Origin of the sequence: Mesorhizobium sp. CA15 (assembly GCF_020165215.1) — a bacterium.
GTDB lineage: Bacteria > Pseudomonadota > Alphaproteobacteria > Rhizobiales > Rhizobiaceae > Mesorhizobium.
This window is the reverse complement of record NZ_JAIUHQ010000002.1, coordinates 1-24,853: the sequence shown is the minus strand read 5'-3', so window position 1 is coordinate 24,853 and position 24,853 is coordinate 1. Positions and strand designations below refer to the sequence as shown.

Below are 24,853 nucleotides of genomic sequence, written 5' to 3'. Positions count from 1 at the left end.
CTGGTCAAACCCGCTCCAGCGCGAGGGCGATGCCCTGGCCGACGCCGATGCACATGGTGGCCAAAGCCAGCTTGCCGCCGCGTTCGCGCAGCTCGAGCGCGGCCGTGCCGGTGATGCGCGCGCCCGACATGCCGAGTGGATGACCGAGGGCGATCGCGCCGCCATTCGGATTGACGTGCGCCGCGTCCTCGGCGATGCCGAGCTGGCGCAGCACGGCAATGCCTTGCGAGGCGAAAGCTTCGTTCAATTCGACGACATCGAATTGCTCGGGCGTCAGACCGAGGCGGGCGCAAAGCTTCTCGGTGGCCGGGGCCGGACCGATGCCCATGATGCGCGGCGCCACACCGGCGACGGCGCCGCCGAGGATGCGGGCGATCGGCGTCAGGCCATACTTCTTCGCCGCCGCTTCCGACGCGATGATGAGGGCCGCCGCACCGTCATTGACGCCGGACGCGTTGCCGGCGGTGACGCTGCCGCCCTGGCGGAATGGCGCCGGCAGTTTGGCCAGGGTCTCGACGGTGGTGCCGGCGCGTGGATGCTCGTCCTTCGAGACGACGACCGGATCGCCTTTCTTCTGCGGGATCGTCACGGACGTGATCTCTTTCGCCAGCCGGCCGCTGCCTTGAGCGGCAACGGCCTTGTCCTGGCTGCGCACCGCGAAGGCGTCCTGGTCCGCGCGGGAAACGGAAAAATCCTCGGCGACGTTCTCCCCGGTCTCCGGCATGGACTCGACGCCATATTGCTTCTTCATCAGCGGGTTGACGAAGCGCCAGCCGATGGTGGTGTCGTAGATCTCAGCGTTGCGCGAAAAGGCGGCGTCGGCCTTCGGCATGACGAAAGGCGCGCGGCTCATCGATTCGACGCCGCCGGCAATTATCAGCTCGGCCTCGCCCGATTTGATGGCGCGTGCGGCGATGGTGACGGCATCCATGCCCGAGCCGCACAGGCGGTTGACTGTCGAACCGGGGATGTCCTGCGGCAGGCCGGCAAGCAGCAGCGCCATGCGCGCTACATTGCGATTGTCCTCGCCGGCCTGGTTGGCGCAGCCATAGACGACATCATCGACGGCCGCCCAGTCGACGCCCTGATTGCGCTCGACCAAGGCCCTCAACGGGATGGCGCCGAGGTCGTCGGCGCGGACGGAGGACAACGAGCCGCCGAAGCGGCCGATGGGCGTGCGGATGTAGTCGCAAATGAAGGCTTCAGTCATCTAGGCAGCTTTCCCCTCGGCGATCCCCTGATGCGCCGCCTTGGTGCGGACATGCAGGTCGCGCAATGTCTTCAGCTCGAGTTCCGTCGGCGCCGGCGTCTCGTCAAGAGCCTCCGCGAACTTGACCGTCCAGCCACAGGTCTCCTGTACCTGCTCGCGCGTGACGCCGGGGTGCAGCGACACCACTGTGAATTCCTTGGTCACAGGGTCCGGCTTCCAGATGGCGAGGTCCGTGATCAAAAGCGTTGGCCCGGCGGTATCGATGCCGAGCCGCTTGCGATGATCGCCGCCATCGCCATGGCCGAAGGAGGTGAAGAAGTCGACCTTTTCGACCATGCCGCGCTTCGACTGCGCCATGGTGATGTAGACCTGCTTTGACGAAGTGGCGATCTCCGGCGCGCCGCCGCCGCCGGGCAGGCGGGTCTTGGGATGCGCATAGTCGCCGATGACGGTGGTGTTGATATTGCCGAATTTGTCGAGCTGGGCGGCGCCCAGAAAGCCGATCGAGATGCGGCCGCCCTGCAGCCAATAGCGGAACATCTCCGGCACCGCGACGGTGGTGACCGCCGTCTCGCACAATTCGCCGTCGCCGATCGACAGCGGCAGCACGTCGGGCGCCGTGCCGATGGTGCCGCTCTCATAGATCAAGGTGATATCCGGCGCATGCGTCAGCCGCGCGACGTTGCAGGCGGCCGACGGCGCGCCGATGCCGACGAAGCAGACATCGTCGCTCTTCAAGGCGCGGCTGGCGGCGATCGTCATCATCTCGTTCGGGGTGAAACCAATCTCCTTCGCGTCGCTCATGCGGCTTTCCTCAGATGTTCGATGCGGCCGGCAAAGTCATCCGGGCTGCTCTCGATGACGTTCTGCTGCATCCACGCCTGGAAGCGACCGCGGTCGGCGGCGATCTCGTCCCATTCGAGATAGGCGGCGTTGTCGCGCTCGTAATAGCCATGCGTGTAGGAGGGATGCGAGCCACCGGGCACGACCGAAATCGCAGCGATCGTCCAGCTGGGCAGCACGGTGAGATTGGGGTGGAGTTCGTCGAAGCTGTCGACCATTTCCTCGACCGTCACCACTGCGCGCTTTGCGGCAAGAACAGCCTCCTTCTGGATGCCGATAATGCCCTCGACCAGCACGTTGCCTTTGCGGTCCGCCTTCTGCGCGTGGATGAAGGTGACGTCCGGCCTTATCGCCGGAACGGCCGCCAACACCTCGCCCGTGAAAGGGCAGGTGACGGATTTGATGTTTGGATTGACCACGGCAAGACCGGCGCCGCGATAGCCGCGGAACACCGCACAAGGCAGGCCGGCGGCGCCCGCCTCATAGGCATTGGCCATGCCGGCGTGGCTGTGCTCCTCGATCTCGATGGCGCGGGGAAAGCCGTTCTCGATGGCGTCGCGGGCGCGTCTGAGCAGGCCGACGCCGGGATTGCCGACATAGGAGAAGACGATTTTCCTAGCCATGCCCATGCCGATCATCTGGTCATAGATCAGGTCGGGCGTCATGCGGATAAGCGTCAGGTCGCGAAAGCCCTGGCGGATCGCCTCATGCGCGGCGGCGGTCGGGATCAGATGAGTGAAGCCCTCGAAGGCGACCGTATCGCCGTCATGCAGGTTTTCCGCGACCGCCTCTTTCAGCGGCAGGAACTTGACCATCTCCAGACCCCACGAAAAAGTTCGCATTGCGAACATCTGTTTTGTATGAGATATTTCTAACTCCGAGCTCTGCATTGAGTCAACGCCGGCATGGAGGCGCTCGTGGGAGAGGAAGTAATTTCGCGCGACCACGTCGGCTCGCTGGAACGCGGCCTGGCAGTGATGGAAATCCTTGCGCGCCATCCGGCCGGCATGACGCTGACCCAGATGGCCGAAGAGGCCGATCTCACCCGCGCGGGCGCCCGCCGCTTTCTGCTGACATTGGTCGCCACGGGCTATGCGACGCAGTCCGGCCGGCTGTTCTCGCTGTCGCCGCGCCTTTTGACCGTCGCGCGGACCTGGCTCGGCGGCGCATCGCTTTGGACGTTCGCGGCGCCGATCATGCGCGAGGTGGCGGGCAAATTCGACGAGGCCTGCAACGCGGCGGTGCTATCGGGTGAGGACGTCGTCTATGTTGCGCGCATCCCCGGACGGCGGATCTTAAGCGTCGCGCTCGATGTAGGCACGCGGCTGCCGGCCTATTGCACCTCGATGGGGCGGGTGCTGCTTTCCGGTCTGGAGGCGGACGACTTGAAGACCTTCCTGGCGCAAGCGACCATCGAGCGGCGGACGCCGAAGACGATCACCGGCCGCAACGCGCTCGGCAAGGCCATCGACAAGGCGAGGGCGGAGGGCTTCGCCATCGTCGACGAGGAACTGGAACTCGGCCTGCGCTCGATCGCGGTGCCGATCGTCGATCGCGCCGGCCGCACCGTCGCCGCCATCAACGTCTCGACGCAGTCGGCGCGTTTCTCGGTCGAGGCGATGGAGCGCGACATCCTGCCGGTGCTGCGCCAGGCCAAGCAGCGCGTGGAGGAGTTCTTCTTCGCTTGAGCGGCGCGTCTCCGGTTGCCGCCGCACGTTCATTCTGCGCCCGGTCCTCCTTCCGTTCTTGAATGGTGATGAAGGTTCGTTGACGGGGGAATTCAAATCCGATATTGAACAGGATTATACAGGTTCACTGAACAGGTATCGATATGGCCCGTCGCGCGACGCAGATCACTCCCGGCACGGGCAAGCCCGAGCAGATCGCGACGGTTCTGGAGCATGAGATACGCTCCGGCCTGCTCGGCTTCGGCGACCGCCTGCAGAGCGAAAACGAGCTCGTCCAGCGCTTTTCCGTCAGCCGCAACACGGTCCGCAAGGGGCTCGAGGAACTGTCGAGCCGCGGGCTGATCACCACCAAGGTCGGCATCGGCTCATTCGTCACCTTCGACGGCATGCCGGTCGACGACGCGATCGGCTGGTCGCGCGCGCTTGCCAATGCGGGCGCCAATGCCGAGACACGCACGTTGCGGCTCGAGATCATCGAGGACGCCGAACTGGCGGCCAGGCTCGGCGTCGAGAGCTCGTCCTTCATCGCCGTCGATCGTGCCCGCACCAACGCCGACGACGGCCATGCCATCTCGATCGAGCGCAGCCGGCTGCCGCTGTCGCCGGAGTTGGAAGACATACCGCTGCGCGGCCTGCGCGAAGGCTCGCTGCACCAGACGCTGCGCGGGGCAGGGCTTGTTCCCGATCACGGCGAGGAATGGGTCGACATCGAGATGCTGAGCGCTTCCGACGCAGCCATCCTCGCCTGCGCGCCCGGCACGCCGTTCCTGCGCACACGCCGCCTGACACGCGCCGCCGATGGGCGCGCCATCGAATTCGTCACCAGCCTGCTCAACCCGGCGCATTTCGCGCTGCACCTGGAGTTCTGAGCATGGCGGCCGACGCGATGGACCGGGCTATGGGCGCGCTGATCGGCGGGGCGCTGGGCGATGCGCTGGGCATGCCGACGCAGCTTCTGTCGCCGGCCCGTATCGCCGAGCTCTACGGCCATGTCGAGGATTTCGTCGCGCCTGCCGCCGATCACCCGGTGTCGAAAGGGCTGCCCGCCGGCGCGATCACCGACGATACGGAACAAGCGCTGCTGCTTGGCCGCATCCTCGTCGAATCCGGCGAGCGTTTCGATCATGCGCGCTGGGTCAACGCGCTGCTCGACTGGGAGCGCGAGGTCAAGGCGCGCGGCAGCTACGACCTGCTTGGGCCGTCGACCAAGCGCGCTATCGATGCCATCAACAGCGGCGTGCCCGCGGAGGAGGCCGGCCGCGGCGGCGACACCAATGGCGCTGCGATGCGCATCGCGCCGGTCGGTATCATGATGCCGCCGGAGCCGCTCGACGTTCTGGTTTCCAAGGTGGCGGAAACCTGCCGGGCCACGCACAACACCTCGATCGCCATCGCATCGGCTGCGGCGGTCGCAGCCGCCATCAGCCTCGGTGTCTCGGGCGGCGACTGGCGTGGCGCTTCCGGCCATGCGGTCGCCGCCGCAAGGCTAGGTGCTGCGCTCGGCCATTGGGTCACCGGCGGCGACATCGCCGCGCGCATCGTCTGGGCGCAGGAGCTTGTCCGCGGCAAGGCGGAGAAGCAAGCCATCAAGCTGATCGTTGACCTGGTCGGCACCGGCGTCGCCAGCCAGGAATCGGTGCCGGCGGCCTTCGCCGTGCTGGAGGTCGCGCAAGGCGATCCGTGGCGGGCAGCCGTCATCGGCGCCAATCTCGGTGGCGACACCGACACGATCGGGGCGATTGCCGCCGGCATGGCGGGCGCCTGCGCCGGCCTGTCGAGGCTGCCGCAGGACCGCATCGCCCAACTGCATGGCATCGACATCGCGGACGTCCGTGCGCTGGCTGGCGACCTGGTCGCCGCACGCGGCTCCAAGGCCGGCCCAGGCAAGGAGGTTGCCTGATGAGCGGGCGCCTCGTTCATGTCGGCAGCGCCGTGGTCGACTATGTCTACCGCATCGACGCCCTGCCGGCGGCCGGCACGGAAAAGACCGCGTCAGCTTACGCGCGGGTCGCCGGTGGCGGCTTCAACATGATGGTGGCGGCGAGCCGCACCGGCATGAAGGTGGTGTTCGGCGGCCAGCTCGGCACCGGGCCGGACGGAGACTTCCTGCGCAAAGCCTTCGCGGCCGAAGGCATCGAGACGCTGACGCCGCCATCGCCTTCGATGGACAGCGGCAATTGCGTCGCGATGATCAGCGGCGACGCGGAGCGCACCTTCGTTTCGTGGCCGGGCGCCGAGAGCCGGCTCACGCCGGACATGATGAAGCTAGTGCAAGTCGTTGCGGGTGATTGGGTTTCTACTTCCGGCTATACGTTGAGCTATCCCGGCAGCCGCGACGCGCTTGCCGATTGGATCGAGGCGCTTCCGGCCGGCATTCCTTTCGTCTTCGATCCGACACCGGTGATCGCCGACATTCCACGGCCGATCCTGGACAGGGTTCTGGCGCGTACGACCTGGTTGAGCTGCAACACCAATGAGGCTGCCGAGATTGCCGGCGCCGGCGATGCCCAGACCGTCGCGATCCGATTGCTCGCCGAGCATTGCCCCAGGGCCGAAGGCGTCGTCATCCGCGCAGGTGCCCATGGCTGCTTGGTGCGCATGGCCGATGGCGGCACCCGCGCGGTGCCGGGTTTCAAGGTCGAAGCCGTCGACACCAACGGGGCCGGCGACACGCATATCGGCGCCTTCGTCAGCGGCCTTTCGCGCGGCATGGGCGCTTGCGAGGCGGCACGCTATGCCAATGCGGCGGCTGCGCTTTCGGTCACCCGCCATGGCGGGTCCTCAGCGCCGACCGACACGGAAATCCGGGAGTTCCTGACTGAGCGCGGCGAAGCGACGACCGCGCTCGGCCGGGCGGAAGCGACTGCAACTTAACAAGCCCGTCAATCGGGCAAACAATGAGAGGAAAAGAACATGCGCATGCCCAGACTGACCGCTTTCCTGACGGCGACGGCCGTCTTCGTCTCCGCCTTCACGCCGGCCGCACGGGCCGCCGAGGAAGTGCATGTGCTCAACTGGAAAGGCTATGGCGCCGACGAGCCATGGGCGGTCGCCAATTTCGAGAAGGCGACCGGCTTCAAGGTGGTCAACGACTTCTTCAACTCCGAACAGGAGATGCTGACCAAGATCCGCACCAATCCCGGCCTCTACGACGTCGTCATGATCAACGCCGCCTTCAACGACCAGGCGATGGCCGGCAAGCTGATCCAGCCGATCGACGTCTCGAAGCTTTCCAACTATGCCGATATCGCCAAGGACAAGGCCAGCTCGCCGATGCTCAACCATGACGGCAAGGTCTATGGCGTGCCGTGGGTGTGGGGCCTGACGGCTCTGGCGATCAACGACAAGTCCTTCGACAAGCCGCCGACGAGCATCGCCGAGATGTGGAACCCGGCGCATAAGGGCCGCGTCATCATCCGCGACGACGCCGTCGAGGCGGTGCAGTTCGGCGCGATCGCGTCGGGGCAGAACATCAACGACATCAAGGATATGGACGCGGTCAAGGCGAAGCTCACCTCGCTGATGCCGCAGATCAAGACCTTCTGGAGCTCGGAGAACGACTGGAACCAGATGGTCGCCTCCAACCAGATCGACATCGGCACCTATTGGAGCGGCTCGGCCGACCGCGCCAAGACCCATTTCAAGCTGCCGGTCTCGCTGGTCATCCCGCAGGAAGGCGCCGTCGCCTGGCTCGACGCCTTTTCGATCCCGGTCGGCTCGAAGAATGTCGCGGGCGCCGAGGCCTTCATCAACTATATGATCGACCCGAAATTCTACGTCGAATGGGTCACCAAGGTTGGCGCGCCGGTTTCGGCCAACACCAAGGCTGTCGACGCGCTGCCCGAGGACGCCTTCAACCGCAAGGTCATGGGCAGCCCCGAGGTCGCAAAGCGCATCCAGTTCCAGGCGCCGATCACCGACGCGCAGCGCGAGAAATACCTGGCGCTGTGGCAGGAGCTGAAGGTCAACGTGAAGTAATCACGTCTTTCGGTGAGGAGAGGCAGATGGCTGACCAGCTTGCGATCGGTTCGCGCCGCGGACTGAGGCCGGCCTTGCCGCTTCTCCTTCCGGCCTATCTGTGGCTGACGGTGGCGATCTTCCTGCCGCTGTCGGCCATGGTGTTCTTCTCCTTCATGACCGACCTGCCGCTGGCCGGAAAGGAATGGTCGTTCACGCTCGGCAACTATGCAGCTTTCTTCTCGCAGAGCCTCTATTCGACGCTGTTGTTTTCATCGCTGCGGCTCGGGCTGGAGGTGACGCTGTGGTGCGTCGTCATCGGCTACCCGGCGGCCTATGTGCTTGCGAAGGTGCTGAAAGGGCGCAGCCGCGAGGCGATCTTCCTGCTCGTTATCCTGCCCTTCTGGTCGAACGGGCTGGTGCGCATCTTCTCCTGGGCGATGGTGCTGCGCGAAGGCGGCATCCTCGACACCGCGCTCAATGCGTTGCTACCGTTCAAGATCAACATTGATCTCATGTATTCCTACCCAGCCGTCATCATCGGCCTGGTGCACTCCTATGTGCCCTATATGGTGCTGACCTGCTATCTCACGCTGCAGGCCATCGATGATTCGCTGATCGAGGCGGGCCGCTCGCTTGGCGCATCGCGGCGGCAGGTGCTGTGGCGGGTGATCATCCCGCTGTCGATGCCGGGCCTGATCGCGGGTGCCGCGCTGATCTTCGTACCGGTAGTCGGCTCCTTCATGGAGCCGCGCATCCTCGGCGGCCGCACCGGTACCTTCTACGGCACCATCATCGAGGACCAGTTCGTCGCCGTCTTCAACTGGCCGCTGGGCGCGGCACTCTCCTTTATCCTGCTCGCGGTCGTGCTGATCATCCTGGCGCTGGCCGCGCCTGTCCTGCGGAGGGCTGCGTGATGGCGACGACGCGCGTCCTCGAATGGCTCGGGCGCTTCTACATCGTGCTTTTGCTCGGCTTCCTCTACCTGCCGATCATCATCATGGCGGCGATGTCCTTCAACGCTTCGCCCTTCTACCAATTGCCGTTCGAATGGACGACGGACTGGTATTCATCGCTCTGGCAGAACGACCAGTTGATCGCGGCGACCTGGAACAGCATCGAGATCGCCGTCATCACCACTTTGATCTCGACGGTGCTGGGCTCGATGGCCTCGCTGGCGCTCTACCGTTACGACTTCCGCGGCAAGAAAGTCCTGCAGGCGCTGCTCTTCCCACCGATCGCCATCCCGTGGCTGATCACCGGCACGGCAATGCTGATCTTCTTCTTCGGCGTCGGCATCGGCCGCGGGCTGGTGGCAATCCTGCTCGGCCATGTCGCGCTGGCGCTGCCTTATGTGATCGTCGTCGTGTCGGCCCGGCTGCAGACCTTCGCGCCAGAGCTGGAGGAAGCGGCGCGCTCGCTCGGCGCCAACCAGTGGCAGGTGACCATGCGGGTTACTTTGCCGTGGATCATGCCTGGGGTGATCGCCGGCGGGCTGTTCGCCTTCGCCGTGTCGTTCGACCAGTTCGTGGTCTCGTATTTCCTGTCGACGCCCGGCCAGACGACATTGCCGGTCGAAATCTATGCCGCGATCCGCAAGGGTTTCACGCCCGAGATCAACGCGGTCTCGACGATCATCATTGTCGTGTCGATGGCGCTGATGCTGCTCACGGCGCGCTTCTTCAAGTTTGGTGGAGAGAAATAATGGCTGGCGTCCAGGTCGCGAACGTTTCGCGCAGCTTCGGCGCGCACAAGGCGCTGGACGATGTCTCGATCGACTTTGCCGATGGCGGCTTCTATGCGCTGCTCGGACCGTCCGGCAGCGGCAAGACCACGCTGCTCCGCCAGATCGCCGGCTTCGATTTTCCGGATTCCGGCCGCATTGCGATCGGCGGCGAGAGCGTCGAGCGCGTGCCGGTCGAAAAGCGGCGCATCGGCATGGTGTTCCAGAACTATGCGCTGTTTCCCAATATGAGCGTTGCCGACAATATCGCCTTCGGCCTGTCGGTGCGCGGCGAGCCGAAAGCGACAATCGCTGCGGAAGTGCAACGCGCGCTCGATCTCGTGCAGCTCGGCAAGCTCGGCGGGCGAAGGCCGCATCAGCTCTCCGGCGGCCAGCGCCAGCGCGTGGCGCTGGCGCGGGCCATCGTTACCAAGCCGCGCGTGCTCTTGCTCGACGAGCCGCTCGGCGCGCTCGACAAGGCATTGCGCGTCGACATGCAGATCGAGCTGAAGCGCATCCAGCGCGAGATCGGCATCACGACCATTTTCGTCACCCACGACCAGGAAGAAGCGCTGACGATGAGCGACCGCATCGGCATATTGCGCGACGGCAGGCTGGTGCAGGAAGGACCGCCGGAAGAGATCTACGACAGGCCGCAAAGCGAGTTCGCCGCGACTTTCCTCGGCGACGCCAATATCTTTCACGGCAACGCGACCGGCTCAGGGATCAAGCTACCCGACGGCACGACGATCGCGGCTTCGACAGGCGCATCGGTGCCGGCCGGCGCCAAGGCGAGCTGCGCCGTTCGGCCCGAGCGCATCCGGATTTCGCCCGGCGCGGCAAAGCCCGATCCAGCCAATGTCAACACGCTCACGGGGCAGGTCTCGAAACGCATCTTTGCCGGCAACAACAGCACCTATTTCGTCGACCGCTTCGGCCAGACGCTGAAGGTGATCGTCCAGAACACCGGCGCCGAGCGCCTCGCAGAGGGTCAGCCCGTCGTGCTGAGCTGGTCGCCGGACAGCACGGTGCTGATCGCGGCCTGACTGATGGGAAATGATGGCGCGGGCCTTGGCTGAGGTCCGGACCATGGCGTTATATCCATCCTCCAAGGGAGGAATGGATGGCGAGTATAGGCTTCGAACCGGACGTGACAGTTCGGGTCAGGGAATACCGGATCGGCTGTATCGGCGCCGGCATGATCATGGCAGAATGCCATCTCGCCGCCTATCGCGAAGCCGGTTTTCCGGTGGTCGCCATAGCATCGCGCACCAAGGCCAATGCGCAGAAGGTCGCCGATCGCTGGAATATTGCGACCGTCCACGAGACGCCGGAGCAATTGATCGAGGACAGCCAGGTCGAGATCGTCGATCTGGCCTTTCCGCCCGATCAGCAACCGGCTTTGATCCGCCACGCGCTGAAGCAGAAGCACATCAAGGCGATCCTGGCGCAAAAACCCCTGGCGCTGTCGGTCGAGGAAGCCGTCAAGCTGCGCGACGATGCGGCGAAGGCCGGCAAGATCCTCTCGGTCAATCAGAACATGCGCTATGATCAGTCGATGCGCGTCTTGAAGCAGATCATAGACAGCGGCGCGCTTGGCGACATCGTCTTTGCCGAGATCGACATGCACGCGATCCCGCACTGGCAGACCTTCCTTGCCGATTACGACCGACTGACGCTCGCCAATATGAGCGTGCATCACCTCGACGTGCTGCGTTTCCTTTTTGGCGAACCGGAGGAGATAACCACGCTGACGCGCAAGGATCCGCGCACGGCGTTCGAGCACTCGGACGGCATCACCGTGTCGACGCTGCGCTTCCCCTCGGGCGTGCTTGCCGTTTCGCTGGAGGACGTCTGGTCCGGCCCGCGCCAGGAGGGTTACGAGGACGATCAGCACATCAATTGGCGGGTCGACGGCATCAAGGGCGTCGCCAAGGGCACGATTGGATGGCCGAAGGGCGTCGCGTCGACGTTGACCCATGCCTCGAGCGAAACGACGGGCGGCAAATGGGTCAGCCCAAGCTGGGAGACGATGTGGTTTCCGCATGCATTCATCGGCGTCATGGAGCAGTTGCAATACGCGCTGAAGACCGGCACGCCGCCGGCGCTGTCGGTCGCCGACAATGTCAAGACCATGGCGCTGGTCGAGGCCGGCTACCGTTCGATGGCGGAAGGTCGCACGATCAGGCTGTCCGAAATCTCTGTCGACTAGGCGACTAAAAGGCAGGGCAACTGAATCGCTTACCCAGAGGACTTCACCTCATGATGCAGGCAGGTATCTTCACAGGCTATTTTCCCTACGAGCTGGAAGAGTCCGCCAGGCGCATCCGTGCGCTCGGCTTCAACACCGTGCAGCTCGACCTGCATTTCAAGGATATCGACCTGTCGGCCGGGCAGATCTCCACGGAAAAGGCGCGGAAAGTGCGCGACACTTTTCGCGATCATAACCTGCCAGTCTGCTGCGTGTCCGGCTACACCAACATCATTCATCCGGACAAGACCGAGCGCGACAGGCGACTGGCGTATCTGAAGGAGATTATCCGCAACGCGCGCGAATTCGGCAGCCCTTACGTGATCTCGGAGACCGGCACCTACAACACCGAATCCGACTGGGTTCACCACCCGAAGAACAAGACCGAGGAGGGGTTCGAGGAATGCCGCAAAGTGATTTCCGACCTTGCCCGGACGGCTTACGACCACGGCGCAGTGTTTCTGCTTGAGACCTATGTCAACAACGTCGTCGGTTCGGTCGAGGAGACGGTCAGGATGTTCGCACAGGTCGACCACCCCGGCCTCGGCCTGTTGATGGATCCGACCAATTACTTCGAGGCGCACAACATCGACCGCATGGACCAGGTGCTGAACCAGGTGTTCGACACGCTGAGCGACAAGATTAGGATCGCGCATGCCAAGGACGTCAAGCGCTCGGGCAGCGACAAAACCGAAAAGCATGCCGATATCGGTGACGCGGACGCGCATGAGGGGCTTACCTTCCGCGGCGTCGGCGAGATCGAGCTGCCGGCGCCGGGCCTCGGCGCGCTGAACTACGACCTCTATCTGAAGCGGCTCAGCGAGAAGCATCCGAACATCCCGGTGATCATCGAGCACCTGACCGAGGACGACGTGCCGCGCGCGAAAAAATTCCTCGATGAGAAATTCTGCGCCAACGGAGTTTGACGGCTGGGGAATATGACGATGGCGATGGCCGGCAGCAGCAAGCGCGACTACAGCCTTGTCGGCGAAAGCACTCGGCTTGCGATCGAGACCGGGCTCGCCTCGGCCGAGTGGTACCATACCGACGTGCCGCGCAAGACCATGAAGGAATTGATGCAGCGCTCCGATGGGCCGGCGATCCGCGACACCATCATCTGGATCGTCGCGATCCTGGGCTCGGCGGCCGGCATCGTCTGGTTCTGGGGCAGTTGGTGGGTCGTGCCGTTCCTGTTCGTCTATGGCGTGCTCTACGGCTCGTCAAGCGACTCGCGCTGGCACGAATGCGGCCACGGCACCGCCTTCCGCACGCGCTGGATGAACGACGTCGTCTACCACATCGCCTCGTTCATGCTGATGCGCAACCCGGTGCAGTGGCGCTGGAGCCATGCGCGCCACCACACCGACACCATCATCGTCGGCCGCGACGCCGAGATCGCGGTGATGCGGCCGCCGGACCTCATCAAGGCGGCTTTGGCCTTCACCGGCATCCTCGACTTCCGTTATTCGCTGCCGAGCCTGGTGCGCCAGGCCTTCGGCAGATTGTCGGACGAGGAGAAGAGCTACATTCCTGAGATGGAGCAGCACAAGGCGGTGACCGCGGCGCGCTGGCACATGGTCGTCTACGCCGCGACGATTGCTGTCGCGATCGCGCTTGGATCATGGATACCGCTCGTATTGATCGGCCTGCCGCGGCTCTACGGCACCTGGCACATGGTGCTGACGGGGCTGTTGCAGCATATCGGGCTGGCCGACAACGTCACCGATCACCGGCTGAACACGCGCACCGTCTACATGAACCCGATCAGCCGCTTCATCTACTGGAACATGAACTACCATGTAGAGCACCACATGTTCCCGATGGTGCCGTACCACGCCCTGCCGAAGCTGCATGAGCTGATCAAGCACGATCTGCCGGTGCCGAACCCGTCGATGTGGCATGCCTATCGCGAGGTCTGGCCGGTGCTGCTCAGGCAGCTGAAATACGAGGACTATTATCTCAAGCGCGAATTGCCGCCGACGGCCAAGCCTTATCGCGGCGAGTTCCACGATCTCGCCATAACGGCGGCGGCCGCCGAATAGGAGCAGCTTAGGCAAATTGGAGAAAGACGATGGCGGAGTGGGTCGAAGCATGCGCGGTGGACGACGTGGACGAGGAGGATGTGATCCGCTTCGACCATGGCGGCCGCACCTTCGCGATCTACCGCTCGCCGGAAGACGCGTTCTTTGCCACGGACGGCTTCTGCACGCATGAAAAGGCCCTTCTCGCCGATGGGCTGGTGATGGACGACATCATCGAATGCCCCAAGCACAATGGCCGCTTCAACTACAAGACCGGCCAGGCCAAGGGCGCGCCGGTCTGCGTCAACCTCAAGACCTATCCGGTCAAGGTCGAGGCCGGTAAGGTGATGATTGATATCGGCTAAGGCCGTGGGCGAATCAACAGGGACAAATCAATGAGCCGGAAGAGACCGACCGTTGCCGATCTGCGCGCCATGAAGGGCAAGCGGCAATTGACCATGCTGCGCGTGCTGACGCTGGAGGAAGCCGAGGCCGCCGAGCGGGCAGGGGTCGACATCGTCTCGGTGCCGCCGGACCTGGTTCTCAACCCGCAATATCGCGACGCCGCGCCCAGCCTCTTCACTATGCCGGGCGACAATTTCTTCGAGATCGGCACGGCCGACGATTTCGTGCGCTGGTCGTTCCGGCTCTACAAAGCCGGCGCCGACGCGGTCTATTGCAGCGCCGGATACGCCACGATCAAGCGCATGGCCGACGACGCCATCCCGGTGATCGGCCATGTCGGCCTGATCCCGTCGCGCGCGACCTGGACCGGCGGCTTCAAGGCGGTCGGCAAGACAGCCGATACGGCCATGCAGGTGTTCGAGGCGGTCAAGCAGCTCGAGGCCGCCGGCGCGATCGGCGCCGAGATCGAGGTGGTGCCGGTGGAAGTGGCGAAGGCGATCTCGGAGCGCACCCCCCTGATCATGCTCTCGATGGGCGCAGGCACGGGCTGCGATGCGCAATATCTGTTCGCCGAGGATATTCTCGGCACCAATCGCGGTCACATGCCGCGCCACTCAAAAGTCTATCGCAATTTCGCCGCCGAATATGACCGGCTGCAGCAGGAGCGCATCGCGGCGTTTTCCGAATATGTCGCCGACGTCAACAGCGGCGCCTATCCCGAAGACAGGCATGTCGTGCATATGGATCCGGAAGAGCTCACCCTCTTCATGAAGAAGGTGGACGCAAAGCCCTGAACCAAGAGTCGAAAACCGTCAGCCCGTTGCCGGGGGCCCTTGCCAGATTCCGCTGACAAGGACGGCATAAAGCGCTTCGGCATCGATGCCGAGCGGCCTGTCTTCCTTGAGCGTCGCCACATGCGAACGCACGGCCGCGTGGATCGCGCCGGTGGCCGGCGCGAGCGCCATGCCCTCGCGCAAGTCGACGGCCTGCGCTGCAGCCATTAGTTCCAAGGCGATCAGTCGCCGCCACAGCACGATCATCTCGGCGCATTTGGCGATGGCGAGCGGCGTCTGCGTGGCGTGGTCCTCGACGCCCTCGGACACGGGCAGGAAATCGAGCATCACCGGATTGGCCTTGTGGCGCATCGCGGCCAGGATCGCCGTCACCGTCTTCTGCAACGGCACGAAGCCGGCAGACGCACCGCCGACTGGCGACAAATATTTCGGCAGGCCGTGGCGGGTCGAGCCGGTGAGCTGGACGAAGCGCGCGGCGGACGCTGCCGCGCATTGCGCGATCGCCAGGCCAAGGGTCTCGAAGGCGAGCGCCAGCGACGCGGTATGGAAGTTGCCGGTCGACATGACCAGCTCATCCTCGGCAAGCACCAGCGGATTGTCGGCGGCGGCGTTGAGCTCGATCTCGACAGCCAGTCTGGCATGGTCGATGGCCTGGATCAGCGCGCCGTGGATCGAGGGCATGCAGCGGATCGACAGCGGGTCCTGGATGGTGGTCGGCTCCGGCGCCTCATCGCGCGCCAAGAGGTCGCGCAGCGCCTTTGCCGCAAGCTGCTGGCAGGCGCCCGGGCGTGCCTGATGCTGGCGCGGATCGAGAATGGTGCGGTTGGCGCCGATGCCTTCCATCGTCAGCGCGCCGGCCTGCTGCTGCTGGTCGAGCGCCGACAGCGCATCGGTCAGCGCCAGCGCTCCGGTCCCGACGGAAACCGCCGAAGCGTTGATCAGGGAAAGACCGTCCTTCGGCGAGAGCGTGACGGGTGCAAGCCGCGCCATCATCAGCGCCTTGGCGGCAGGCATGCGGCGGCCCTGATATTCGGCTTCGCCATCGCCAATCAGCACGCGGGCGACCGCCGTCATCAGCAGAAGATCGCCGGCGCCGATCGAACCCAGCGACGGCATCACCGGATGCACGCCGGCATTGAGCGCATCGATCAGCGCGCTGAACACGCGCGGCGACAGGCCCGAGCCGCCGGCGGCGAGCATCGCAAGGCGGGCGAACATCGCCGCCCGCACCACCGGAACCGGCAGAGCATCGCCAACGGCGGCGCTGCGGCCTTCGATCAGCTGGCGCTGGAAGGCGCCGGCGTCGCCTTCGACAGCCGTGACGAGATTGGCGCCGAGCCCGGTGTTCAGCCCGTAAATCTGCTGGCCCGCGGCGGCGGCATCGAGGACCTGGCGAGCCTTGTCGAGCTTTTCAAGCACGGCAGGCGTGATCTCGACCTTGCAGGCGTTGCGCGCGGCGGCAACCACATCCTCGATGCTGACGCCGGCGCCGGTGAGAGCGAGCGGGCTCATGCGAAGCGCAGCCTCTGGCCGATGCCGTTTTCGCCGGCCTTGGCGAGCATGGCCTTGCCGAGCGCGATGTCCGACAGCGAGAGGCCGCGATGCCAGAACAGGATCGTCTCGCCATCGCTTTGCCGGCCGGCTTTGAGGCCGGCCGCGATCTGGCCGAGCTCGGCATGCAGCGTCGCCTCGCTCAGCCGTCCCGTCTCGACATGGGCGCGCAGCGAGCCGAACTTGCCGCCCTTGCACTGGCCCCAGTCATCGACGACGATCTTCTGCATGATATCGGTCAATGACAGCTCGACCGCGCTCATCGTGCCATAGGGCACGACCAACGCGCCGCGCTTGATCCATTCGGTCTTGAGCAGCGGCTGCGGTTCCGGCAGCCGCGAGGCTTCGACGACGATGTCGGCGCCTTCGACGCAGCTTTTCCAGTCAGCCACGGCCATGACCGGCTTGCCGAGGTCGGCCGCCAGCCTAGCGACAAAGCTATCGCGGCTTTCGGGGCGGCGTGAGTGGACGCGGATCTCGTCGAAGTCGAAGAGATGGTCGAGCAGGCGCACGTTCCAATAGGCGGTGCCGCGCGCGCCGATATGGCCGAGCACCTTGGACGACTTCTTCGCCAGATGCTTGGCGCCGATGGCGGTGACCGCGCCGGTGCGCATGTCGGTGATGACGGTGGCGTCGAGGATGGCGCGCGGCGTGCCGGTGCGCGGATCGAAAAGATTGAGAATGCCGAATTCCGACGGCAGGCCGTGCCTGTAGTTCTCGACATAGTCACCGACGATCTTCACGCCGGCGGCGTCGAGCGGCGCCACATAGCCGCGCAGGACGTTGAAGTGGCCGTGGAAGGAGGGATCCGGCTCGAGATGGACGCGCGGCTCGATCACCGTCTGGCCGTTGCCCTGCGCGACGAGCCCGGCTTCGACGGCGCCGATGATCTCGGCGTCGGTCATGGCAAGCGCTTCGATGTCGAGAGCATTGAGATAGTCGATATAAATCGGCTTCATGCGTTTTCCTCGGCCACCCCGGCTCATCCATAACAGGCGAAACGGCGACACGGAAGTTTGTTGGATAAGCTTTGGACTGGGCCGGCGCCACGGCGATGTTTGCCTAGTCCTGCCGGCCGATGCCGCGCCGAGATTTCAGGCCATTCAGCGAACAATTGACGTCGTGTCGGGCGCATTTTGCGGACTCGAATTGCGCCGGTCCCGCGGGGTCCGAACAGGTTCTTTCGCGCGCCGTGCGATCACGGCAATGAACTGCCAAAAGCCCAAGAGTTTCCGCCAATTGCGCCAGTTACGGCAATCGATGCGTCCACTCGGAAAATAGTCGGAGAGGCGCGGTTCTTGAACGCGGATTCATTTGACGAGCCGCTGTTGAGCCGATTAGCTTTCGTGCGGGGTGCAGGCCGGCAAGGCCTTGCCCTCGGGGCGAAAGACACAAGCGATGAATGCGACCGGCTGGCCGAACTGGAGGCGCCTTAATCAGGAAGGCATCGTCTTTGCGATCGCCATCCTGTTGTTCGCCGCCGCTGCGCTGGGCCTGCCCGGTTTCCTGACCGCCGACAATCTGGTGGCCATCGTGCGCTCGGTCTCGGTCCTCGGCATTCTGGCGCTTGGCATGGCGGTCGTCATCATCGGCCGCGGCATCGACCTTTCGGCGGTGGCGATCATGGCGATGTCGGTCGCCTGGTACCTGCAACTGCTCAACACCGGAACCTCGGACGGGCTCGCCTTCGTCTATGTGCTGGCGGGCGTTTTAGCCATCGGCCTGCTCAACGGCTTTCTCGTCGCCTATGCCGACGTGCCGGCGATCTTCGTGACCTTGGCCACCGGCTCTTTCGTGTTCGGCTATGTGCGCTCGCAACTGATCACGCAGGATGCCGTGCCGGTGCCCGGCGGACACTGGGTCGAGCTGCTCGGCGGCGTCCGCTTCCTCGATATTCCTGTCGAGGTGTTCGTCTTCGCCGGGCTGGCCTTCCTGGTGTTCCTGTTCCTGCGCTACACCAAATGGGGCCGCTTCATCTATTTCGCCGGCGACAATCCGGTCGCTGCCCGCAACATCGGCGTTCCGGTACGGCCCATGCTGGTGCTGCGCTACGTGCTTTCGGCCTTCGTGGCGCTGGTCGCCGGGCTTTTGACGGCAGCCAGCCTGCATTCGATCAACACCCGCATCGTCAACTCGACGCTGCTCTACGACATCGTCCTGGTGGCGGTGATCGGGGGCATCGGCCTTTCGGGCGGCAGGGGCGGGGTGCGCAACGTGCTGGTGGGGGCGGCGCTGATCGGCATCCTGCTCAACGCCATGACCATTATCGACATTCCGCTGCTCTACCAGAACCTGATCAAGGCGGCGATCCTGCTCGGTGCCATCATCGTCGACGGCATCATCAATCCGCGCGACGAGCAGACGGCGCAACAAGGCGACATTTAGAGCAGATGGGCTAGACCATCTTGCTCTCGGGTACCCGGGCGATCGCGACGATCGCCCGGCAACGAAAACCGAACCAGAGGTGTGACATGAGACTAATCAGGACATTGATGGCCGCCGCCACGGCGCTCGCCGTTACCGCCTTCGCGGCGCCGAGTTTTGCCGCAGACGATCCAGGCCCCGCCGCCTATGCCAAGGCGCTCAACGGCAAACGCGTCATGCTGGTGCCGCTGGCGATGGGCTTCGACCTGGCGCAGGGTTGGGCGCACTACCTGAAGAAGGAAGTCGAGGCCTGGGGCGGCACGTTCGAGACCCGCGACCCGAACTGGGTGGTCGATGCCGGCGCGCAGGCGATCACCGACGCCATCGCTTCGGACACGCGGCCGGACGTGCTGATCATTCATGCGCCCGACCTCAACTCCTACTCGAAGCTGATGAAGAAGGCGCAGGCCGCCGGCACCTATGTGCTGCTGGTCGACAATCCGGCGAACTTCCCGGCCGACGCCTTCGTCGGCAGCGACTGGGACAAGCTCGGCCAGCTCGAAGCCGAAGCGGCGATCAAAGGCTGCGGCGAGAATTCGTCCAAGAAGATCGGCCTGGTGCAGGGCGACCAGGCAAACTCGTCGAGCCTCTACCAGTATGCCGGCATCATGAAGGTGCTGGAGAAGCATCCCGACTTCCAGGTGGTGGCCAAGCCCGACTCGAACTGGGACGCGACCACCTCGCGCAACGTGACGACGACGATGCTGCAGCAGCACCCGGACATATGCTCGATCATCGACTTCTGGGACGGCGACGCCACTGGTGCCTCGGCCGCGATTCGCGACGCCAAGCTCGAGGGCAAGGTGTTCCTGGTCACCACCGGCGGCGGCGAGAAGGCGGCCGATTGCGACAAGCTGAACGACGGCACCTATGGCGCCGTGGTGATGACCGATCTTGCCCGCCAGTCGGGCGACATGAACGCCATCATCAAGTTCCTGCTGCAGAGCGGCCAGCCGGCCGGCACCTCGCACACCTACATCTACACGCTGGAGAAGGCGACGACCAAGGCCGACCTCAAGCCCGACAGCTGCTGGGACCTGAAGGCTCTGCAAGCCGAAGCGGCGGCGAAATAAGCCGCGCAGCCGGAAAAGCATCCACGGGGTGGCCGGATTGTTCCGGCCGCCTCTTTCCCGTTTTTAATGACAGCAGCAGCCGATGAATTTCCGTGAACGCCTCCAGGCCTGGCGCTACAATCTCGTGCCCGACCATCTGGTCGGCGAGATCCTGACCAAGCGCTGGACCGACAACGCCATACCTTTCCTGGCGCTGGTGGCGACGCTCGGCGTGTTCGGCTCGATCATTCCGGGCTTCTTCAAGCTCACCTCGCTGCAGGAATCCACGCGACAGCTCGGCGAGTTCTCGCTGGTCGTCATCGGCATGACCGTGGTGATGTTGGGCGGCGGCATCGATCTTTCGGTGGGCTCAATCTTCGCGCTGTCCTGCTTTTCCGCCGTCTACGTCTTCTTCATTCTCGAACAGTCGATCTGGCTGGCCTTGGCCGCGGCACTTTGCACGGGGCTCGTCTTCGGCGCCATCAACGGCTACCTCGTCGGCTATCTCAGGCTGCGTGCCTTCCTGACAACGCTGGTCACCTTCATTTTCGGGCGGGCGCTGTTCGACATTCTCGTTACCACCTATGCCGCCGACGTGCAGCTTTCCCAGGCAAGTTCCGATGTGCTCGACTTCATCGGCGACGGCACGTTCTGGGGCCTGTCGGTCTCGGTCTGGCTGGCCATCATCCTCGCCGTCGTCACGCATATCGCGCTGACGCGCTCGCGCCCAGGCTGGCATGTGCTGGCGGTGGGCGGCTCCCGGCGCTCCGCGCATAATGCCGGCATCCGGGTGCGGCGCACCGTGTTCATGAGCTATGTCTTCTCAGGCTTCTGCGCCTCGATCGGCGGCTTCCTGATCGCCTGCCGGTTGAGCGGGGCAGGGCCGGGCACCGGCCTCAATCTCGAGATCATGGCGCTGACGGCGGCGGTGGTCGGAGGCGTCAGCCTTGGCGGCGGACGCGGCTCGGTGGTCAAGGGCTTGATGGGCGCCATCATCGTTCTGACCATGACCAACGGCCTGATCCGGCTGGGCTACGGCACCGGCACCAACCAGATGGTGCTCGGCATCCTGCTTGCGGTTGCCGTCACCATCGACATCCGCTGGCTGAAGAACCGCCACAAGGTGCTGAACGAGGTCTATGTCGCGCCGGTCTACCTCAAGATGGGCGAGACGCAATCGGCTGCGCCCGGTTCCGGCACGTCCTGCGAGCTCGACAACCGGCTGTCGGCGGCGGACCATATCGGGCTCGGCGAGCTGGAGGGGCCGGAGGACGTCATCCTCGACCGCGACGACCATCTCTATTGCGGCACGCGTCATGGCGAGATCGTCCGCTTCTTCGCACCGGACTATGTGAAGTCGGAAGTCTTTGCCCATATAGGCGGCTTTCCGCTGGGCTTGGCCTTCGACCGGGCCGGCAATCTGATCAGTTGCGTCGGCGCCATGGGGCTCTATTCGGTCTCGCCGGACCGGGAGGTGAAGCGCCTCTCGGCAGAGACGGCGCGCTCCTGGACCTCGATCGTCGACGATGCGCGTCTGCGCGACCCGAATGATTGCGACATCGCGCCGGACGGCCGCATCTATTTTACGGATTCAACCAAGCGCTATGATGCCCATGATTGGGCGCTGGACTCGATCGAGAACCGCGCCACGGGCCGCCTTTTGGCCTACGATCCGAAGGACGGATCGACCAAGACGCTGCTGGACGGCTACCGCTACACCAACGGCGTGTGCATGGCGCATGACGGCAAGTCGCTGTTCTTTGCCGAAAGCTGGGCCTGCCGCGTGCATCGCTATTGGCTGGAAGGACCGAAGGCCGGCACCGCCGAATGCGTCATCCGCGACATGCCGGGCTATCCCGACAACATCAACCGTGCCTCCGACGGCAATTACTGGATGGCCTGGCTCGGCATGCGCACGCCAAGCTTCGACCTGTCGCTGCGCCATCCCGACATGCGCAAACGCATGACCCGCCGCCTGCCGCAGGACGAATGGCTGTTTCCCAACATCAACACCGGCGGCGTGGTGAAGTTCAACGAGAAGGGCGGCATCGTCGAGACGCTCGGCGATCTTTCCGGCAACGCGCATCCGATGGTCACCTCGATGCGCGAGCACAAGGGATATCTGTTCGTCGGCGGCATCCTCAACAACCGCATCGGGCGCTACAGGATCGAAGGCGCAGACCCGAGCTGGACGAGCCCCGCCTCCTATTGGGGAGGCAAGCCATGATCCTCGATCCGATCCTGGATGTCTTTCGCGGCAGAGCGGTCACCATTCCGCCGCTCGACGGCGCCTTCCGTCCCAACACGCGGCTGGACGACGCGCCGGCCTTCGCCGAACTGAGCGAGCCGGACAATCTGCTGGTGTCTGACGGGCGGCTGCTTGTCTCCAGCGGCAACGCTATCCTGGCGGTTGCGGCTGGTTCCGAGCCCGTCGCTGTCGAAACCTTTCAATCCCCCATCACCGCGCTGGCGCTGTCGCCATCGGGCGAACTGACCGTCGGGCTGGAGAGCGGCAGACTGCTGATTGCCGGCAAGGAGGTTTCGCTGCCGGCCGAAATACGGTGCATCACCGCGCTCGCCTATGCCGATGACGGCACGTTGTGGCTGGCCAACGGCTCCGGCGCGCATGCTCCGTCGCAATGGGCGGCCGACCTGATGAAGAAGGGCGCATCCGGTTCGCTGTGGCGGTGCGGGGCGGGTGGCATCGGTTTTCAGAAGATCGCCGGCGACATCGCCTTTCCCTATGGACTTCACCCGGTCGGTGCCAACGTGCTGGTGAGCGAAAGCTGGCGCCACCAGCTCGTGCGCTTTGACGCGACTGGCAACCGCTCGACGGTGCTGACGCATCTGCCCGGCTATCCCGCGCGGCTGTCGCCGGCGGGAGATGGCGGCGCGTGGCTGACGCTATTTGCGTCACGCAACCGGCTGATCGAATTCGTGCTGCAGGAAACGCATTATCGCCAGGACATGATCGACCAGGTGCCGCCTGCCTACTGGATCGCGCCGGCGCTGGCCTCCAACCGCAGCTTCCTCGAGCCGCTGCAATGCGGCGGCATCCGCACCATGGGCATCCACAAGCCGTGGTCGCCCAGCCGCTCCTATGGGCTGGTAGTCAAGCTCGATCGGGGCCTGCAGCCGCAATTCAGCCTGCACAGCCGCGCCAACGGCACGCGGCACGGCATCTGCAGCGTGGCGGAAAAAGACGGTCGCCTGTTCGTCGCCTCGAAGGGCGGTGATTGCGTCCTGGCGCTCGACCTCGCTTCGGGAGGTTTCTGATGGAACCGATCGTCCGTCTGGAAAACGTCACCAAGACCTATCGCGGCGTTCCGGCGGTGAAGAACGTCACCTTCGATCTGCGGAAGGGCGAGATCCATGCGCTGCTTGGCGAGAACGGCGCCGGCAAGTCGACGCTGACCAAGATCATTGCCGGCGTCGTCGACGCCACGTCGGGCAAGATGTTCCACAAGGGCGTCGAGACGGCTTATGCATCGCCGCACGCCGCGCTGGAAGCGGGCATCGCCATGGTGTTCCAGGAGACCAGCCTGGTGCCGTCGATGACGGTGGCGCAGAACCTTTATCTTGGCACCGAGAAATTCCTCAACCGGCTGCGCGGCACCTACATCTCGGCGCAGCAATTCCTGCAGTCGCTGAATTTTCCGGTCGATCCCAATGCGATGGTGGCGACGCTGGGCGCGGCCAAGCGGCAGATGGTCGAGATCGCGCGCGCCGTCCACCATAATGCCGAGATCATCATCTTCGACGAACCGACGGCGACGCTGACGCCGGAAGAGAAACGCCATTTCTTCGCGCTGATCCGGAGGCTCAAAGCGCGCGGCGTGTCGATCGTCTTCATCAGCCACGCGCTGGAAGAGGCGCTGATGATTGCCGACCGCATCACCATCCTGCGCGACGGCGAACTGGTGATCACCGACCAGACATCGGCTTTCGACCGCGACAAGATCGTCGCGGCCATGGTGGGCCGCTCGCTGTCGGGGCAGATCTATCGCCAGCGCGACGAGACGAAATTGCGCAAGGCCGGCAAGAAAGTGCTCTCGGTGCAGGACATCTCGATGAGCAACATCGTGCGCAACAATTCCTTCTCGATTTTCGAAGGCCAGATCACCGGCGTGTTCGGGCTGATCGGATCGGGCCGCACCGAGACCTTCAAGATTGTCTCGGGTATCTACAAGCGCGACTTTTTGCGCGGCGGCGCGATTGAATTGGACGACAAGCCGGTGCGCTACCTCGTGCCGAGCGAGGCGGTGGCCGACGGCATCGTCTATGTCACCGAGGACCGCAAGAGCGAAGGCATCTTCGAGACCATGGGCATCGCCGAGAACCTCTTCGGTGGCCTGCTTGCCGCCGGCCGCGAGAAGGCCTGGATGATCAACCAGCAGGAGATGCGGCAGCTCTCGGCCGAATGGACCAAGACACTCAACATCAAGGCGATCAACGACAACGCCCGCGTGGTCGAGCTTTCCGGCGGCAACCAGCAGAAGGTGGTGATCGGCAAAGGTCTGGTGCAGCAGCCGCGCATCGTCATCTTCGACGAGCCGACGCGCGGCGTCGATGTCGGCGCCATCGCCGAGATACACCAGATCATCAACCGGCTGGCGGACGAAGGCCTCGCCGTCGTCGTCATCTCGTCCTACCTGCCGGAGATCATGAACCTGTCCGACCGCATCCTTGTCTGCCGCCAGGGCCGCATCGTCGAGGAGTTCTCGCCGGCGGAGGCGACGGAGGAGAAGATCATGTACGCGGCGGTGCACTAGGGTAGCGAGGCGACGGCGGATGATCGCGCGATTGGATCGAGCACCCCTGGAGATTAGCCGAGGCGCTTGTCATGTCGTCATCCACGGGCGGAGCAAGGAGCGAAGCGACGCGCGCAGACCCGAGGATCCATTCCGTTACCTTTGCCGTGGGATGCAGCGGTC

23 protein-coding genes are annotated in these 24,853 nt (G+C 64.4%); 18 read left to right on the top strand and 5 right to left on the bottom strand.

The window, feature by feature from the left end; genetic code table 11:
- Positions 1 to 4: 4 nt before the first annotated feature.
- From pcaF to LB515_RS03630, 3 genes are read right to left on the bottom strand one after another with little or no spacing between them, the layout of a single operon-like run.
- Positions 5 to 1,210, bottom strand: coding sequence for a 3-oxoadipyl-CoA thiolase (gene pcaF / locus LB515_RS03640; RefSeq protein WP_140838929.1), 1,206 nt, complete (start codon positions 1,208 to 1,210; stop codon positions 5 to 7).
- Positions 1,211 to 2,014, bottom strand: a complete 804-nt coding sequence (locus LB515_RS03635; RefSeq protein WP_140838927.1) for a CoA-transferase subunit beta — start codon at positions 2,012 to 2,014, stop codon at positions 1,211 to 1,213.
- Entirely contained in the window at positions 2,011 to 2,868 is an 858-nt protein-coding gene (locus LB515_RS03630; protein WP_224522916.1) for a CoA transferase subunit A, read from the bottom strand. The genes LB515_RS03635 and LB515_RS03630 overlap by 4 nt, the downstream gene beginning before the upstream one ends.
- 102 nt (positions 2,869 to 2,970) lie before the next feature.
- On the opposite strand from LB515_RS03630, the gene LB515_RS03625 reads away from it, so the two are divergent.
- From LB515_RS03625 to LB515_RS03565, 13 genes are all read left to right on the top strand, one after another.
- Positions 2,971 to 3,741, top strand: a complete 771-nt coding sequence (locus LB515_RS03625; protein ID WP_224706778.1) for an IclR family transcriptional regulator C-terminal domain-containing protein — start codon at positions 2,971 to 2,973, stop codon at positions 3,739 to 3,741.
- A 143-nt stretch (positions 3,742 to 3,884) separates the two neighbouring features.
- Entirely contained in the window at positions 3,885 to 4,610 is a 726-nt protein-coding gene (locus tag LB515_RS03620; RefSeq protein ID WP_140838923.1) for a GntR family transcriptional regulator, read from the top strand.
- A 2-nt stretch (positions 4,611 to 4,612) separates the two neighbouring features.
- Complete coding sequence (locus LB515_RS03615; RefSeq protein ID WP_224544915.1) at positions 4,613 to 5,641, top strand: ADP-ribosylglycohydrolase family protein; 1,029 nt, start codon at positions 4,613 to 4,615, stop codon at positions 5,639 to 5,641.
- Positions 5,641 to 6,615 (top strand): PfkB family carbohydrate kinase, encoded by a 975-nt coding sequence (locus tag LB515_RS03610; protein ID WP_224544914.1) that lies wholly within the window; start codon positions 5,641 to 5,643, stop codon positions 6,613 to 6,615. The genes LB515_RS03615 and LB515_RS03610 overlap by 1 nt, the downstream gene beginning before the upstream one ends.
- Positions 6,616 to 6,654: 39 nt before the next feature.
- Positions 6,655 to 7,719 (top strand): ABC transporter substrate-binding protein, encoded by a 1,065-nt coding sequence (locus tag LB515_RS03605; protein ID WP_224706777.1) that lies wholly within the window; start codon positions 6,655 to 6,657, stop codon positions 7,717 to 7,719.
- 26 nt (positions 7,720 to 7,745) lie between these two features.
- Positions 7,746 to 8,615, top strand: coding sequence for an ABC transporter permease (locus tag LB515_RS03600; RefSeq protein ID WP_140838915.1), 870 nt, complete (start codon positions 7,746 to 7,748; stop codon positions 8,613 to 8,615).
- Positions 8,615 to 9,403, top strand: coding sequence for an ABC transporter permease (locus LB515_RS03595; RefSeq protein WP_224544912.1), 789 nt, complete (start codon positions 8,615 to 8,617; stop codon positions 9,401 to 9,403). Before LB515_RS03600 ends, LB515_RS03595 begins: the two co-directional genes overlap by 1 nt.
- Positions 9,403 to 10,467 carry an ABC transporter ATP-binding protein gene (locus LB515_RS03590; RefSeq protein WP_224706776.1) on the top strand — a complete coding sequence of 355 codons (1,065 nt, stop codon included), beginning with the start codon at positions 9,403 to 9,405 and terminating at the stop codon, positions 10,465 to 10,467. Before LB515_RS03595 ends, LB515_RS03590 begins: the two co-directional genes overlap by 1 nt.
- Before the next feature lie 77 nt (positions 10,468 to 10,544).
- A complete protein-coding gene (locus LB515_RS03585; RefSeq protein ID WP_224706775.1) occupies positions 10,545 to 11,633 on the top strand; it encodes a Gfo/Idh/MocA family protein in 1,089 nt (362 codons plus the stop codon).
- 50 nt (positions 11,634 to 11,683) lie between these two features.
- Positions 11,684 to 12,598 carry a sugar phosphate isomerase/epimerase family protein gene (locus tag LB515_RS03580; RefSeq protein WP_224544910.1) on the top strand — a complete coding sequence of 305 codons (915 nt, stop codon included), beginning with the start codon at positions 11,684 to 11,686 and terminating at the stop codon, positions 12,596 to 12,598.
- A 24-nt stretch (positions 12,599 to 12,622) separates the two neighbouring features.
- The gene (locus tag LB515_RS03575) at positions 12,623 to 13,714 is read left to right on the top strand and encodes a fatty acid desaturase family protein (RefSeq protein WP_224707151.1); all 1,092 of its coding nucleotides are present in this window, start codon (positions 12,623 to 12,625) and stop codon (positions 13,712 to 13,714) included.
- Between the two features lie 29 nt (positions 13,715 to 13,743).
- Positions 13,744 to 14,058 carry a MocE family 2Fe-2S type ferredoxin gene (locus tag LB515_RS03570; protein ID WP_224706774.1) on the top strand — a complete coding sequence of 105 codons (315 nt, stop codon included), beginning with the start codon at positions 13,744 to 13,746 and terminating at the stop codon, positions 14,056 to 14,058.
- 30 nt (positions 14,059 to 14,088) lie between these two features.
- Positions 14,089 to 14,892 carry a 3-methyl-2-oxobutanoate hydroxymethyltransferase gene (locus LB515_RS03565; protein ID WP_224706773.1) on the top strand — a complete coding sequence of 268 codons (804 nt, stop codon included), beginning with the start codon at positions 14,089 to 14,091 and terminating at the stop codon, positions 14,890 to 14,892.
- Positions 14,893 to 14,910: 18 nt separating this feature from the next.
- On the opposite strand, the gene hutH is transcribed toward LB515_RS03565, so the two are convergent.
- Together hutH and LB515_RS03555 are read right to left on the bottom strand one after the other, a co-directional pair.
- On the bottom strand, positions 14,911 to 16,404 hold the full coding sequence (hutH, locus tag LB515_RS03560) for a histidine ammonia-lyase (RefSeq protein ID WP_224706772.1): 1,494 nt from the start codon (positions 16,402 to 16,404) through the stop codon (positions 14,911 to 14,913).
- Positions 16,401 to 17,402 (bottom strand): ornithine cyclodeaminase family protein, encoded by a 1,002-nt coding sequence (locus LB515_RS03555; RefSeq protein ID WP_140838899.1) that lies wholly within the window; start codon positions 17,400 to 17,402, stop codon positions 16,401 to 16,403. Before LB515_RS03555 ends, hutH begins: the two co-directional genes overlap by 4 nt.
- Positions 17,403 to 17,841: 439 nt before the next feature.
- On the opposite strand from LB515_RS03555, the gene LB515_RS03550 reads away from it, so the two are divergent.
- From LB515_RS03550 to LB515_RS03530, 5 genes are all read left to right on the top strand, one after another.
- Positions 17,842 to 18,828 (top strand): ABC transporter permease, encoded by a 987-nt coding sequence (locus tag LB515_RS03550; RefSeq protein ID WP_224706771.1) that lies wholly within the window; start codon positions 17,842 to 17,844, stop codon positions 18,826 to 18,828.
- Between the two features lie 86 nt (positions 18,829 to 18,914).
- Positions 18,915 to 19,940, top strand: coding sequence for a sugar ABC transporter substrate-binding protein (locus LB515_RS03545; protein WP_224600713.1), 1,026 nt, complete (start codon positions 18,915 to 18,917; stop codon positions 19,938 to 19,940).
- Positions 19,941 to 20,022: 82 nt separating this feature from the next.
- Entirely contained in the window at positions 20,023 to 22,146 is a 2,124-nt protein-coding gene (locus LB515_RS03540; RefSeq protein WP_224600714.1) for an ABC transporter permease, read from the top strand.
- The gene (locus LB515_RS03535) at positions 22,143 to 23,195 is read left to right on the top strand and encodes a hypothetical protein (RefSeq protein ID WP_224600715.1); all 1,053 of its coding nucleotides are present in this window, start codon (positions 22,143 to 22,145) and stop codon (positions 23,193 to 23,195) included. Before LB515_RS03540 ends, LB515_RS03535 begins: the two co-directional genes overlap by 4 nt.
- Complete coding sequence (locus LB515_RS03530; protein WP_224600716.1) at positions 23,195 to 24,691, top strand: sugar ABC transporter ATP-binding protein; 1,497 nt, start codon at positions 23,195 to 23,197, stop codon at positions 24,689 to 24,691. Before LB515_RS03535 ends, LB515_RS03530 begins: the two co-directional genes overlap by 1 nt.
- Positions 24,692 to 24,853 lie beyond the last annotated feature (162 nt).